The organism is Faecalimonas umbilicata, assembly GCF_042846195.1.
Classification (GTDB): Bacteria; Bacillota; Clostridia; order Lachnospirales; family Lachnospiraceae; genus Faecalimonas; species Faecalimonas umbilicata.
On record NZ_AP031411.1, the window covers coordinates 21,624 to 36,982 of the forward strand.

At 41.5% G+C, this 15,359-nt stretch carries 14 protein-coding genes; all 14 read left to right on the plus strand.

Annotated features, from left to right (window positions below):
* The first annotated feature begins 111 nt into the window (after positions 1–111).
* Positions 112–1,614 (plus strand): aminotransferase class I/II-fold pyridoxal phosphate-dependent enzyme, encoded by a 1,503-nt coding sequence (locus ACGG81_RS00125; protein WP_390108926.1) that lies wholly within the window; start codon positions 112–114, stop codon positions 1,612–1,614.
* Complete coding sequence (locus ACGG81_RS00130; RefSeq protein WP_039861787.1) at positions 1,607–2,221, plus strand: guanylate kinase; 615 nt, start codon at positions 1,607–1,609, stop codon at positions 2,219–2,221. The genes ACGG81_RS00125 and ACGG81_RS00130 overlap by 8 nt, the downstream gene beginning before the upstream one ends.
* 41 nt (positions 2,222–2,262) lie before the next feature.
* A complete protein-coding gene (gene holB / locus ACGG81_RS00135; protein ID WP_008977656.1) occupies positions 2,263–3,252 on the plus strand; it encodes a DNA polymerase III subunit delta' in 990 nt (329 codons plus the stop codon).
* Between the two features lie 4 nt (positions 3,253–3,256).
* On the plus strand, positions 3,257–4,168 hold the full coding sequence (locus ACGG81_RS00140) for a stage 0 sporulation family protein (protein ID WP_008977655.1): 912 nt from the start codon (positions 3,257–3,259) through the stop codon (positions 4,166–4,168).
* Positions 4,158–4,898 (plus strand): tRNA1(Val) (adenine(37)-N6)-methyltransferase, encoded by a 741-nt coding sequence (locus ACGG81_RS00145; protein ID WP_270666427.1) that lies wholly within the window; start codon positions 4,158–4,160, stop codon positions 4,896–4,898. Before ACGG81_RS00140 ends, ACGG81_RS00145 begins: the two co-directional genes overlap by 11 nt.
* Positions 4,899–4,959: 61 nt before the next feature.
* The gene (gene rsmI / locus ACGG81_RS00150) at positions 4,960–5,796 is read left to right on the plus strand and encodes a 16S rRNA (cytidine(1402)-2'-O)-methyltransferase (protein ID WP_390108931.1); all 837 of its coding nucleotides are present in this window, start codon (positions 4,960–4,962) and stop codon (positions 5,794–5,796) included.
* A 142-nt stretch (positions 5,797–5,938) separates the two neighbouring features.
* A complete protein-coding gene (locus tag ACGG81_RS00155; RefSeq protein WP_009263814.1) occupies positions 5,939–7,051 on the plus strand; it encodes an ABC transporter ATP-binding protein in 1,113 nt (370 codons plus the stop codon).
* Between the two features lie 281 nt (positions 7,052–7,332).
* Entirely contained in the window at positions 7,333–8,625 is a 1,293-nt protein-coding gene (locus ACGG81_RS00160) for an MATE family efflux transporter (protein ID WP_116440941.1), read from the plus strand.
* A gap of 45 nt (positions 8,626–8,670) precedes the next feature.
* Positions 8,671–9,561, plus strand: coding sequence for a carbohydrate ABC transporter permease (locus ACGG81_RS00165; RefSeq protein WP_008977649.1), 891 nt, complete (start codon positions 8,671–8,673; stop codon positions 9,559–9,561).
* Between the two features lie 11 nt (positions 9,562–9,572).
* A complete protein-coding gene (locus ACGG81_RS00170; RefSeq protein ID WP_009263812.1) occupies positions 9,573–10,490 on the plus strand; it encodes a carbohydrate ABC transporter permease in 918 nt (305 codons plus the stop codon).
* Between the two features lie 8 nt (positions 10,491–10,498).
* Positions 10,499–11,800 carry an ABC transporter substrate-binding protein gene (locus tag ACGG81_RS00175; RefSeq protein WP_009263811.1) on the plus strand — a complete coding sequence of 434 codons (1,302 nt, stop codon included), beginning with the start codon at positions 10,499–10,501 and terminating at the stop codon, positions 11,798–11,800.
* Between the two features lie 19 nt (positions 11,801–11,819).
* Positions 11,820–13,328 (plus strand): CehA/McbA family metallohydrolase, encoded by a 1,509-nt coding sequence (locus ACGG81_RS00180; RefSeq protein WP_390108937.1) that lies wholly within the window; start codon positions 11,820–11,822, stop codon positions 13,326–13,328.
* A 15-nt stretch (positions 13,329–13,343) separates the two neighbouring features.
* Positions 13,344–14,114, plus strand: coding sequence for an HAD family hydrolase (locus tag ACGG81_RS00185; RefSeq protein ID WP_390108940.1), 771 nt, complete (start codon positions 13,344–13,346; stop codon positions 14,112–14,114).
* Positions 14,096–15,205 carry an ABC transporter ATP-binding protein gene (locus tag ACGG81_RS00190; RefSeq protein ID WP_390108943.1) on the plus strand — a complete coding sequence of 370 codons (1,110 nt, stop codon included), beginning with the start codon at positions 14,096–14,098 and terminating at the stop codon, positions 15,203–15,205. The genes ACGG81_RS00185 and ACGG81_RS00190 overlap by 19 nt, the downstream gene beginning before the upstream one ends.
* Positions 15,206–15,359 lie beyond the last annotated feature (154 nt).

The following is a 15,359-nucleotide window of genomic DNA, read 5'->3' on the forward strand; positions in this document are numbered from 1 at the left end:
AAAAAGTAAATAGAAAAGTGAGTGAAATAAAAACTCCAGTGGATGATGTCGCGTACATAGATCCACTGGAGTTTTCTTCTGTAGAAAGCTATTTTTGGAAACGGAAATGGAATGTGGGAAATCTTGCTTAAAGATGAACACTTTGATACAATGAGAAAGAAATGCAGTCTGAAAAAGATGCAGTTTCAGGAACTAGAAGATAGAAAGTATAGAATAGAAAATATGAAGACACTTTATGATAGATTAGAAACGTATGGAAATAGTGATTTTTACGGGATGCATATGCCTGGACATAAGAGAAACCGGCAGCTGATTCCAAATCGGATTCCTTATGAATTGGATATTACGGAAATTGACGGATTTGATGATCTTCACCATGCAGATGGGATTATCAGGGAGGCGGAAGCGCGGGCAGCCAGGCTTTACAAAGCAGAGACCACCCATTTTCTTGTAAATGGAAGCACGGTTGGCATTCTGAGTGCGATTCTTGGTTCCACAAACAGAGGGGACAAGATTCTTGTAGCAAGAAACTGTCATAAGTCTGTTTATCATGCGATAGATCTAAATGAACTGGAACCAGTGTACATTTATCCGTCGCATGTGGAATCGGGAATGAGTGGAGAAATTTCCGCAGAAGAAGTAAAAATGTTGTTGGAGAGGGAACCAGAGATCAGAGCAGTCATGATTGTCTCTCCAACATATGACGGTGTGGTTTCAGATGTTGAGAAGATTGCTGAGATCGTACATCAATACAGCATTCCGTTAATCGTGGATGAAGCGCATGGGGCACATTTTGGATTTCATCCGTATTTCCCGGAAAATGCAAACAGAAAAGGGGCAGATGTTGTTATCCACAGTGTACATAAGACCTTACCTGCTCTGACACAGACAGCGCTGCTTCATCTAAATGGTCCGATCGCAGACCGGAAGAAGATCGAGCGTTACCTTCATATATTGCAGTCCAGCAGTCCTTCCTACATTTTGATGGCGAGTATTGATGTGTGCATGGAATTTCTGGAGCAAAGCGGGGAACGGGAATTTGAAACGTATGTGCAGGCGCTGGAAAAAGTCAGAGAGAGACTGGGAAGACTATGTCACCTGAAATTAATCGAGACAGAACAGTATGACCGGTCGAAACTGGTAATCTCTGTTCAGAACAGTACATTGTCAAGCAGAGAGCTTTCAAAGATACTGAGAGAAAAATATCACCTGGAGATGGAGATGACAGCGGGGAACTATATTCTTGCCATGACTTCGGTTGGAGATACACGGGAAGGATTGGAACGGTTTGTAAGTGCATTAGAGGAAATTGATGCAGCATGTAAGGAATCAAAAGAGAAGCATTGTTTCGGTAGTCTTCCACGAACCAGATTGTGTTTGAAAAGTTCGGAAGCAGTTGAAAGAAAAAATGGAATCAGCATAGCATGGGAAGACAGTGTCGGGTTGATTTCTATGGAATATGCGTATCTGTATCCGCCGGGAATCCCATTGATCGTGCCCGGCGAAGAGGTGACTTGGGAAGTTATTTCCTATCTTGAACAATATAGAAAAAGGGGATTTTCAATCGAAGGGTTGACAGAGGAAGGAAGAATAAAGGTGTGCAGCGATGAGTAAGATTTTTTATTTTATGGGCAAAAGTGCAGCAGGAAAAGATACTATTTTTCAGAAAATACAAAAGCTTCTGACGGATCTGCGGACGGTGGTAATCTATACGACGCGCCCGATCCGGGAAGGAGAAGAAGACGGTGTTGCGTATCATTTTGTAACGGAGGAGAGGATGCGAGAACTTGAAAGAGAGGGAAAGATCATCGAACTTCGGGCATACAATACGGTACACGGCATCTGGTACTATTTCACGGCAGATGACGGGCAATTTTCAGGAAATGAAAGTTGTGTGGCAATCGGGACACTGGAGTCTTTTGAAAAAATGCAGAATTATTTTGGAAAGGAAAATGTAATTCCAATTTATATACAGGTAGACGATGGAGTTCGATTAGAGAGAGCGCTTGAGAGGGAACGCACGCAGAAAGAACCAAAATATGCAGAACTTTGCAGACGGTTTCTTGCAGATGAGAAGGATTTTTCGGAAGAAAATTTAGAACGGCTTGGAATTGTGCAGCGTTTTGAAAATCTGGATATGGGAAAATGTACAAATGAAATTATGCTATATATTCAGAAAAATCTATGCTATAATAACAACAAAGAAACTGGCAGTATCTAATGCTTTCAACTAACAATTTACACACAAAGGACGTGATGATCATGGGCGGATTTAAAGATGTAATTGGACATAATGAGATTATTGAGTATATTCAGAATGCGGTGAAGATGGACAAAGTTTCCCATGCATATATTATGAACGGACAGAAAGGCTCCGGAAAGAAGATGCTTGCAGACTTATTTGCAAGGACACTTCAGTGCGAGGGAGAGGGAGTAGAACCTTGTGGAGAATGTCGTTCCTGTAAGCAGGCGGATGGAAATAATCAGCCAGATATTATCAAGGTGACACATGAAAAGCCGAATTCGATCAGTGTCGATGATATCCGCACACAGGTGAACAACGACATTTTGATCAAGCCGTACAGTAGTAAATATAAGATTTATATTATTCCAGAGGCGGATAAAATGACTGTGCAGGCACAGAATGCTCTTTTAAAAACAATAGAAGAGCCGCCGTCTTATGCAGTAATCTTTCTTCTGACAGAAAATGCAGAAGTGCTTTTACCGACGATCCGTTCCCGTTGTGTCATGTTAAAACTGAGGAATATCAAAGACAAGCTGATTAAGAAATATTTGATGGAAGAGATGGAGATTCCGGACTATAAAGCGGATATCTGCACTGCATTTGCACAGGGAAATATGGGACGTGCGATCATGCTGGCGACTTCCGAACATTTCAATGAGATCAAGGAAGAAGCGGTGCAGCTTTTAAAATATATTAATGATATGGAACTGTATGAGATTGTGGAGGCAATTAAGAGGATCAATAATTATAAGTTAGATATCACAGATTATCTCGACATTATCATGATCTGGTACAGGGATATTCTTCTCTACAAGGCGACAAAAGATGTAGATGGCGTTGTATTTGCTGACCAGCTGAATTATATCAAAGAACGGGCAAGTAAAAGTTCCTATGAAGGAATTGAGAAGATCTTAGACAGCATCGAGAAGGCGAAAGCACGTCTGAAGGCGAATGTAAACTTTGATCTTGTCATGGAACTGTTACTGCTGACAATAAAGGAGAACTAGAACAATGGCAAGAGTAATCGGGGTAAGATTTCGCACGGCAGGGAAGATTTATTTTTTTTCACCGGGGAAATTTGATGTCAAAAGAGGAAATCAGGTGATCGTAGAGACTGCAAGAGGAATTGAGTTTGGGAATGTAGTGACAGGACCGAAGGATGTTCCAGATGACCAGATCATGCAGCCGCTAAAGACGGTGATCCGTATCGCGACAGAAGAAGACCGCCGAACGGAAGAAAAGAACAGAGAAAAAGAAAAAGAAGCATTTCAGATTTGTCTTGAGAAGATAAGAAAACATGGACTGGAGATGAAGCTGATCAATGCAGAATATACATTTGATAATAACAAAGTATTGTTTTATTTTACAGCCGATGGAAGAATTGACTTCCGGGAACTGGTAAAAGATCTTGCAGCAGTCTTCCGCACAAGAATTGAATTAAGACAGATCGGGGTCAGAGATGAGACAAAGATCCGCGGAGGTATTGGAGTCTGTGGAAGACCGCTCTGTTGTCACACCTACTTGTCAGAATTTGCACCGGTATCGATCAAGATGGCGAAAGAGCAGAATTTGTCTCTGAATCCGACAAAGATCTCCGGAGTATGCGGCAGGTTAATGTGCTGCCTGACAAATGAGCAGGAGACCTATGAAGAATTAAACAGTCACCTTCCTTCTGTAGGAGATACGGTCACGACTGTGGAAGGCCTGAAAGGGGAGGTTCATAGCCTGAGCGTGTTAAGACAGCTTGTGAAGGTGATCGTGAAGCTTGACAACGATGAGAAAGAGATCAGAGAATATAAAGTTTCTGAATTGAAATTTAAACCAAGAAGGAAGAAAAATGAAGTCAGACTCTCGAAAGAGCAGATGAGAGAGCTGGCTGCGCTTGAGAAAGGTACAGGAGAATCGAAGTTAGATGACAACTAATTTAAAGCAGGAAGAGAGATTAGATGATCTCCAGATTCATGGGTATGAAATCATCCAGCATCCGGGAAGATTCTGCTTTGGCATGGATGCAGTGCTCCTTTCTAATTTTGCTACAGTCAAAAAGGGAGAGAGCGCGCTGGATCTTGGAACAGGAACGGGAATCATTCCAATCCTTCTGGAAGCAAAGACAGAAGGGGAACATTTTACTGGGCTGGAGATCCAGAAAGAAAGTGCGGATATGGCGCAAAGAAGTGTGGCACACAATCATCTGGAGCAGAAGATAACGATTCAGACAGGCGATATCAAGGAGGCGGGCACGATATTTTCTCCCGCTTCTTTTGATGTGATCACAACAAATCCGCCTTACATGTTAGGAGAACATGGACTTAAGAATGAGGCTGATGCAAAGACGATTGCCCGTCATGAAGTGTTGTGTACACTGGATGATATTTTAAGGGAGAGTGCAAAACTTCTGAAATTTAAGGGAAGATTTTATATGGTACACAGACCGTTCCGATTGCCGGAAATTCTTACGAAAATGTCTATGCATGGAATTGAACCGAAGCGGATGCGGCTTGTGCACCCATATATCGATAAAGAACCGAATATGGTGCTGATTGAAGGATCAAGAGGTGGGAGACCGCGGATGAAGGTAGAGCCACCGTTAATCGTGTACAGAGAGCCTGGAGTTTATACAGAAGAATTGCTTCAGGGATACAGCATGAAATAGTAGACATAACGTTAGTGGCAGCAGGCTCGCTGAGAAAAAGGAAGAAGAAAGGAAAAGTGCCATGGCAGGTATTTTATATTTATGTGCAACACCGATCGGAAATCTGGAAGACATGACTTTCCGGGCGGTAAGAGTACTTGGCGAAGTGGATTTGATTGCTGCAGAAGATACGAGAAACAGTATTAAACTGCTCAATCATTTTGAAATCAAGACGCCGATGACGAGCTATCACGAATATAATAAAATTGAAAAAGGAAAGAAACTCGTACAGAAACTTTTGGAAGGACAGAATATTGCACTCATTACAGATGCGGGTACACCGGGAATTTCAGATCCGGGAGAAGAGCTTGTAAAAATGTGTTACGAAGCCGGAATCACAGTCACATCACTTCCGGGGGCAGCGGCATGTATTACGGCATTAACAATTTCCGGGCTTGCCACGAGAAGATTCGCATTTGAAGCATTTCTTCCGAGTGATAAGAAAGAGCGCCGGGAAGTCGTAAAGGAACTGGAACAAGAGACGAGAACTATCATTTTATATGAAGCTCCACACAGACTTGTGAAGACCTTAAAGGAGCTGGAGGGAGTACTTGGCAATAGAAGAATCACGGTGTGCCGGGAGTTGACAAAGAAGCATGAGACTGCATTTGTGACAACTTTAAGAGAGGCGATCGTCTATTACGAGGAAACGGATCCAAAGGGAGAGTGCGTGCTCGTAGTGGAAGGAAAGAGCAGAGAAGAGATACGAAAGGAAGCACAAAGTCAGTGGGAGCAGATGTCACTGGAAGACCATGTACAATATTATATGGATCAGGGAATCGATAAGAAGGAAGCGATGAAAAAGGTAGCAAAGGATCGCGGGATTTCCAAGAGAGATGTATATAACAGCCTGATTTAGAGGTGTTTTGAGCAACTTGTATACTAATTCCCAAAAAGTTTGTGCAAGTGGAGCATGGAACAAGATTTGATTTTCACTTATACTAATCATATCGAAAAACGAAATAAGATATGAATTGGAAAGTTTAGGAGGAAATGTAACAATGGCAAGTTTATCATTAAAACACATTAACAAAACATATCCAAATGGTTTTGAAGCTGTAAAAGACTTCAACCTTGAGATTGAAGATAAAGAATTTATCATCTTTGTAGGTCCTTCAGGATGTGGTAAATCTACAACACTTCGTATGATCGCAGGTCTGGAAGAAATCACATCCGGTGAATTGAAAATCGGAGACAAAGTGGTAAATGATGTAGAGCCAAAAGACAGAGATATTGCGATGGTATTCCAGAACTATGCTTTGTACCCACATATGACAGTATATGATAACATGGCATTCGGTCTGAAATTAAGAAAAGTTCCAAAAGATGAGATCGACAGAATGGTAAAAGAAGCTGCTAAGATTCTTGACCTTGAAAGCTTATTAGATCGTAAACCGAAGGCATTATCTGGTGGACAAAGACAGCGTGTTGCTATGGGGCGTGCTATCGTTCGTAATCCAAAAGTATTCCTTATGGATGAGCCTTTATCAAACCTTGATGCAAAATTAAGAGGACAGATGCGTATTGAGATTTCTAAATTACACCAGAGATTAGGTACAACAATCATCTACGTTACTCATGACCAGACAGAGGCTATGACACTTGGTACAAGAATCGTAGTTATGAGTGCAGGTATCGTTCAGCAGGTAGATACACCACAGGTATTATATGATACACCATGTAACTTATTCGTTGCTGGATTCATCGGATCACCACAGATGAACTTCTTAGATGCAACATGTAAAGTAAATGGAAATAAAGTAGCTCTTGAAGTTGGAGGAGCAGCAATCGAACTTCCACCAGCAAAAGCGAAAAAATTAATCGAAGGCGGATATGACGGAAAAACAGTTGTACTTGGTATTCGTCCGGAAGATGTTCACGATGAGCCAATGTTCATTGCATCTTCTCCAAACACAGTTATCGAATCTAAGATTCGTGTATATGAAATGTTAGGTGCTGAAGTTTACTTATACTTTGACTATGCTGGATCAAGCATGACAGCAAGAGTTGACCCAAGAACAACAGCAAGAACAGGTGATACAGTGAAGTTTGCATTCGATGCAGAAAAGATTCATGTATTTGATAAAGAAACAGAGTGCACAATCACAAACTAATTTGTGTATAGAAAGAATCCAACGAATGGATGAGAAACTCTGAGAAAGTTGGAAGTGAGCGGAACTGCCACAGTATAGTAAGATGCTATGCTGTGGCAGTTTTTTTGTTCACAGAAGATTCGTTGTTCGATGCAGGCATGTAGATCACTGTTTTGTCAGATGAAAAATTAGATTTTACAGAGATTTAAAAAAGATTTTTTTGATAAAATCAAGATATCAGTTATAATGAAGAAGTTGTGCAAACAACCAATTTATAGGAAAAAGGTAAGGAAGCAAAACAAATGAATCGAAAATATTTATTAAAAAGGATCGCACAGGACTGTATTCCAACGGTGTTTTCACTTTTGATGTCCGGTCTTTATGGGGTGATGGATGGCTTGTTTGTCGGGCGTGCAGTTGGGGATGCAGGACTTGCGGCCATCAATATCGCATGGCCGATTGCAGCGGTGATCACTGCAGTGGGAATCGGAATTGGCAGTGGGGGAAGTGTGCTGTATTCCAATAGCAATGGGAAGGGAGAACAAGAGAGAGGAGAATTGGTGTATCATCAGACCATCACACTTCTGTTTGCAGCAGCAATGGTATTACTTATTGTGCTTGGATTTACATATCCCGCTATTCTAAGTGCGCTGGGAGCAAAAGGGGATGTATACCAGAAAGCCGTAGAGTATATTCAGATTATTATTTTCGGCGCAGTCTTTCAGGTGATGGGAACCGGATTTATTCCAATGCTCCGGAATCGGAATCTTGCGTTTCAGGCGATGGTCAGCATGGCTGCCGGGATGGGAGTCAATGGGGTATTGAATTATCTGTTATTATTTGTTGTAAAAATAGGAATCCGGGGAGCGGCAGTTGGGACAATTGCTGCACAGTTTGTTGTGTTGGTGATCAGTTCCTATCTTATTTATGGCAGGCAGAAAGTACATCTCAAGGTAGTGTGGCAACATAAGATGATCGGGGAAATTCTAAAAATAGGAATTTCCGCATTTGGATTGTCGCTTGCCCCGTCGATCGTGCTGCTTTTCACAAATTTACAGTGTCTGAAATATGGAGGAGATGCAGCAGTTGCGTGCTATGCGGTAATTTCCTACATTGTCTTCCCAGTGCAGTCTATGCTCATGGGAATTGGAGATGGCACACAACCATTGATGAGTTTTTACAGTGGAGCGAAAAAAATGGAAGAACTTCGTTTCGTGAAAAAAATCGCATCGATTGCAGTTGTAGGAATGGGTGCTGTTTTCTTTGTCATCGTGATTTTAGTATCAAAATATATTCCGGATGTTTTTGGAATGCAGATGGACTCCCAGGCTTATTTTGGAACCGGGATGGCAGTCAGTGCGGTTTCATTTTTGTTCACCGGACTGGCAAAGTTCCATATTTCTTATTTGAATGCGACACTTCAGGTGAAAAAAGCAATGCAGCTTATTTATGGTGAGACAATTGTCGTGGCACCATTTTTGATTTTTCTATTACCATATGTTTTCAAAATCAATGGTATCTGGTTATCACTTCCGGGGACACAGCTCATAATGCTCTTAATATTTAATGTGTTCTTTACAAAAACAGGAAAGTAGATTTTATAAATGCCTTGTATAATGCGTTTCGGAAAGGAGAAAGTTATGAACCGAAAGAGCATTATGCAAAGGCTGAAACAGATGGGAGGAGTTTGGTTGTTTGTCATACCAGCCCTGATCCCGCTGATCGTTTTCTGGATTTATCCAATATTCAGGTCTTTATTTATCAGCTTTACCGATTGGGATTATATGAGTCCCACATACAATTTTGTGTTTTTTGACAACTTTAAATCTTTGTTCACCGATGAACGGTTCTATGAAGCACTGGGAAATACAATTCTATTTAGCGTGGGGACGATCATTCCGACAATTGTCGGGGGCTTGCTGCTTGCCTTGCTGCTTCAGAAAAATTTCAGAGGGAGCGGAATTTATAAATTTATTCTATTCTCTCCGTGGGTAACACCGACCGTAGCAGTTTCCATTGTGTGGACATGGATTTTTGAACCTCAAGTAGGAATGGCAAATACAGTCTTAAAATTTTTCCATTTACCGGGCTTGCAGTGGATTCAAAGCTCAGATACAGCGATGCTGTCCGTAATACTGGTAACAGTTTGGAAGAGTCTTGGTTATGCAATGATCTTTTATTTATCAGCTCTGGAGAAAGTGCCAAAAGATCTGTATGAGGCGTGTGGACTGGATGGGGCAAAGAAATGGCAGAGGTTTCGTGATATTACAATTCCGTGCATTTCCCCAACTACGTTTTTCCTCATGATCATTACGATGGTCAATTCTCTTCAGGCATATGACCAGATTCAGATTCTGACACAGGGTGGACCGTCAGGAAGTACAAGAACTTTGCTGTACATGTATTATCAATTAGGGTTTGAGGAATTTAACATGGGAGAGGCGACTGCAGTTGCAATCGTGATTATTTTGATCACAGTACTGCTTTCCTGTGTGCAATTTACGGCATCGAAAAAATGGGTACATTATTAGAAAGGAACAGCATGGAAGGACAGAAACTATTAAATGGATATCAGACGGGACAACAGACCCGCAGACAAGGGGCAGTAATGTTCGGGCCGGGCAGGAAGATTATAAATAGTTTACTGCATCTGTTAAAAATGGCGGTACTGCTTTTGGCAAGTCTTGTGACGGCATTTCCATTTGTATGGATGATTATCAGTGCATTAAAAACGAAGGCGGAAATTATGGATGTCAGTGCTTTTCTGCCGGAGACTGCACAATGGCAGAATTTCTCGGAAGTTTTGTTTGAATCTCCAATGGTAAGATATATTGGCAACAGTTTATTTGTATCTGTATGTACAGTTGCAATTCAAGTTGTCACAGGAGCAATGATCGCATATGCGATTGTGTTTATGAGATTTCGAGGCAGAAAGATGTTGTTTGCTGTAATCATGGCAACATATATGCTTCCAACAGCAGCAACGTATGTTCCAAGTTATATCATTTTATCTAATTGGAACTTACTTAACACTTATACAGGACTGATCATATCAAATGCAGTCAGCATTTTTGGGATTTTCCTTTTGCGTCAGGCATTTATGCAAGTTCCGGCAGGTCTGGTGGAAGCAGCCAAAATCGATGGAGCAAATGCATGGAAAATCTTATGGAAAATCGTAACACCAATGACAAAATCATCATTTATTACATTTGGGCTGATGAGTTTTATCAGTAGTTACAATAATTATATGTGGCCTTCGCTGATCACGGATTCACCGGAGATGAGTCTTGTCTCACAGGGACTTCGCAGATATTTTATCGAAGGCGGAGCTTATGGAACTGAATGGCCGAAAGTAATGGCAGGAAGCACGATTATCGTTGTGCCGCTTTTAATCTTATTTATGTTTACACAGAAGTGGTTTATCAATGGAATCGGCGGCGACACAGGAATGAAAGGATAGGAAAATATATGAAATTAAAGAAAATCATGGCAATCGGGTTAATTTGTACAATGACAGCATCTGCATTTGCAGGATGTGGAGGAGCAAAAAAAGAGGAGACAGCAAAGACTGAGGATGGAAAAGTAAAGATTGATTTTTGGTATTCCGGAGGAAAGACTGCAGTTGGAGTTCTTGGAGATATGGTGGAAGAGTTTAATGCTTCACAGGATCAATATGAGATCAACAGCGTGACACAGGCAGACTATGATGAGACATATGAAAAACTGCAGGCAGGAATTGCAGGAAAAAAAGCTCCGGATATGGCACTTCTTGATGTAGATAAGGCGAGAAATCTTTCTAGAAAAGACTTGGTGGCAGATATTCAGCCATTTGTAGACGACGATAAGGCGTTTGAAAAAGAAGATTATATTGAGGTATTTTACAATCAGGGAATCGATGATGGAAAGTTGTTTGCATTCCCTGCATATGGAACTACTCAAGTCATGTATTACAATAAAGCTGCTTTTGAAGAAGCAGGTATCCAGGCAGAAGACATTAAGACATGGCAGGATTTGGAGGCAGCGGCAAAGAAAATGTCAAAAGGAGAGGAATTCTATGGATGGGAGCCGATGTGGGGATCTGGAAATATGATCGATGCGGCGCTCAGCAATGGAGCACAAATCTTCAGCGAGGACAAAACAGAAGTGCTGATCAACTCCGAAGAGTGGGTAGAAGTATGGGAAAGCTTCCGTAAGTGGATCCATGAAGATAAAACGATGAGAATCCATTCTGGCGGACAAGGATGGGAATACTGGTATAAAACAATTGATGATGTCCTGCAAAATAAGGCAGGAGGTTATACAGGATCTTCCGGAGATCAGGCAGACCTTGATTTTGATATTGTAGCTGCAATGGAGCAGCCGGGATGGGGAGACAATCCATCAGCGCCGGTTGCAGGAGCATTACAGCTTGTAATGTTGGAGGGATCTTCAGAGGAAGAAAAGCAAGGGGTATATGAATTTATGAAATTCTTTACTACGCCGGAAAATCAGGCAAAGTGGTCTATGGGAACAGGTTATGTTGCTGTGCGCAATTCCACACAGGAAGTAGAGGCATTTGAAGCATATACAAATGAACATCCACAGGCACTTGTTCCATTGCAGCAGGCAGCACATGCATCGATCATGCCGGAAGATCCAACCGGAGGAAAAGTAATGGATGCATTGCGTATTGCAGCAGATAAAGTAGAAATTGAAGGTATTTCCGCAAAAGAAGCATTGGATGAAGCGCAGAAGACCGCACAGAAAGCATTGGATAGTGTCAATAAATAAAACAAGCGAGGAGAAAAGTGTGAGAGAAAAAATTTCATTTGAGATAAACAAAAATACAGATGGGATTTTAGAGGCAGAGGTTCTGATTTCAGAACCTCTGGAAGTCCTTTCTATCATGTTAGATGTGGAACAAGTAGAAATGCTGATGGGATATCTGTTTCTTCAGGATGAAAGCGGAAAGATCCGATTCCAAAAATTACTAGGGTACAGTGAGAGAGTCATTCAGATTGGGTCATCTTCGGAATGTACGACCATCGGAGGTGTTCCGGGAAAAATTGGTCAGGGAAGTTGGAAACTGACACTTTGCATTTTTACCGAGGAGGTCCGGAAATATTTGGGGGCACAGACGATACCAGTTACCTTTGAGATCACCGGAGAAAAAAAGGAAATTAAGGAAAGCATTGGAGAAGAATGCTGGGTTTCCGAAGAACAAAAATGCCCTCTGTATTATGATCAATTTTCGTGGAATCAGAAATTTAATGGCGAAGAAAGGTGGTATAAAGGGGATTTCCATACGCATACGAGATTGTCAGATGGAAAAGAAACTGTTGCAAATGCAATGGAGAAGGCAAAGCAGATGCAAATGGATTTCTATGTACCGACGGAGCACAATGTGATTCATACGGGATGGAAGCATACAGAAGTGATGATTGTTCCGGGAGTTGAGGTGACTGCTGAAAAAGGGCACTGTAATCTTTTTGGAATTGACCGACTTCCGTCCAGAATCAAAGAAATCATCTGCAGACCGGCATCCGAACAGGCAGAAACATGGGTTACGGAGATTTTGCAGGAAGCAGCAGAAAGAGGATGGCTTGTGAGCATCAATCATCCGTTTTTACATGTTTGGAAATGGAAATTTCATTCGATTCCACTTCGTATGGTTCAGTTTCTGGAAATTGTAAACGATCCTACATATGAATATGCAAAGGAATCCAATGAGAAAGCAATCCGGTTTTTAGATTTGCTGTGGCAGGAAGGGTATCGAATCTACGGAATTGGGGGAAGTGATTCTCACAATCTGATCGAGGAGAGATATGACGGGGCTTTAGAGCCATCTGTGGCAGGAGATCCGGGAACGTATGTATTCAGTAAAGGGCTGACACCGACAAAACTGTTGCAAAATTTGAGAAAAGGACATGTTTATGTGAGCAGATATTGCACACTGGAGGTAGAAATTACAGCCGATGGAGAAACCTATCTTCCGGGAGAACATATTCCTGTTGGAACAAAGGAAGCGGTGCGTATACAATATCAGGTGGTCATTCGTGGACTGGAAGAGTGCCCGGTTGTATATGCTGTGATCAACCGTGTCAGAATGGGGATGGAACTTACGGAGATAGAGAAGGGTGTCTATGAGGCGAAGACAGAGATTCTCTTTTCAGCAGGAGAATATGAATGGATGCGTCTGGATGTCCGAAAAGAAGATGGTACATTCTTAGGATATGTCAATCCAATTTACCATGGGACAAAAACACCACAGTGCAAGACGTTTGGAGAGATGGTTCAGAAAGCATCCGGGATGATTTAGAGAGAAGAGGAAACGATGGATATAAAAGGAATTTTATTTGACAAAGATGGGACTTTGATAGAGTTTCATTCATTTTGGGTGCAGGCGGCAAAAAGAGTTGTACCAGAATTTTTAACTGAGAATCAGATATCGCCGGATCAGAAACATGCGGATGTAGTAATGGAGGCAATGGGAGTTTTCGGGGATGATATAGATCCCAATGGTGCACTTGCTTATAAATCCAATAAAGAAATTGCAGAGGAAATTACAGAGGCACTTGCAAGTAAGGGTATTTACATAGACAGCAGGAAGGCACAGGAGCAGATTGTCAGGTTGTTTGAAAAAATTGTAACAGACAGCCGGATGCAGTTTCAGACATTTACAGATCTTCCAGAATTATTTCAGCAGCTAAGGAAAAGACAAATTCGTATCGGTATTGCCACAACAGATACGATTGCTTCTACAAGACATTGTCTGAGAAAATTGCAGATTGAAGACTTGATCGATTATGTTGGAGCCGATGATGGGGTAGCAAGACCAAAGCCGGATCCAGATATGTTTGAAACATTCTGTAAAGCATATGGGCTTGAACCAGAAAAAGTTGCAGTAGTCGGAGATACTTATAATGATATGAGATTTGCGAAAAATTGTAAGGGGAAGGCAGTTGGAGTGTTGAGCGGTGTCAGTAGGAAGGAAGATTTTCAGGATTTGGCAGATGTTGTATTGCCTTCCGTAGCAGATATTTTTTCTATTTTGGATCAAGGAGAAGAGAAAGAGGAGTGTAGTGAATGGCAGAGATCACTTTAAATCATGTATATAAAAAATATGAAGGCGGTGTGACGGCTGTTCAGGACTTTACACTGGAGATTTCGGATAAAGAATTTGTAATCTTTGTAGGACCTTCCGGATGTGGAAAATCGACAACGTTACGGATGATCGCCGGATTGGAATCTATTTCGGAGGGGGAACTTCTGATTGATGGTGAGCGAATGAATGAGGTGGAGTCCTGCAATCGGAATATTGCAATGGTATTTCAAAGCTATGCATTGTATCCTCACATGACCGTATTCGAAAATATTGCTTACAGTATGAAGTTAAAGAAAGTTCCGAAAAAAGAGATCAAAGAACGGGTACACGAGGTAGCACAGATTTTGAAGATTGAAGAGATTCTGGATAGAAAACCGGGACAGCTTTCAGGAGGACAGAAGCAGAGAGTGGCAATGGGACGTGCGATCGTCAGACATCCGAAAGTGTTTCTGATGGATGAGCCGTTGTCCAATCTCGATGCAAAACTCCGTACACAGATGCGGATTGAGATCATGAGGCTTTACAAGGAACTTCAGACTACGTTCATTTATGTGACCCATGACCAGACAGAGGCGATGACACTCGGAACACGCATTGTCGTGATGAAAGATGGGATCATCCAACAGGTAGATACACCGCAACGGCTGTATGATTTCCCTGCAAATAGATTTGTTGCCGGATTTATCGGATCACCACAGATGAATTTTATTTCGGGAATATGCCGTGTGAAGAAAACGGGTGTCTTTTTGGAAACTGCAGATTGTGAAGTGCAGATTATAGATGGAAGAAAAGAGCGGCTAAGAAATGAAGGGTATGATGGCAAGCAAGTGACGATGGGAGTGAGGCCAGAGCATGTGAAAGTATGGAGTCCAGAAGAATCCGAAGTGAGTGATCTGGTGTTGCAGTCACAGGTGAGTGTCTATGAAATGCTGGGAGCAGAGACTTATCTTTATTTTACTTACGAAGGGCAGCAAGTGTCTGCGAGAGTGAAAGCAGATACGAAGATCCGAAAAGAGGATAAGGTATTTTTGGGATTTGATACAAAAGATATGATCCTGTTTGATTTTGAAACGGAAGAAGCAATTTATTAGAAGAGACAATAATCTGAAAGAAATAAATTTTTTATGAAAGTGAAATAAATAGTTGACAATGTGAATCAGATTGTCGTATATTAACCATAATGAATAAAAGGGAGTAGCTAGCGTTACCCAACGTTTACGATGACGTCAGGACGATGAAAATTCA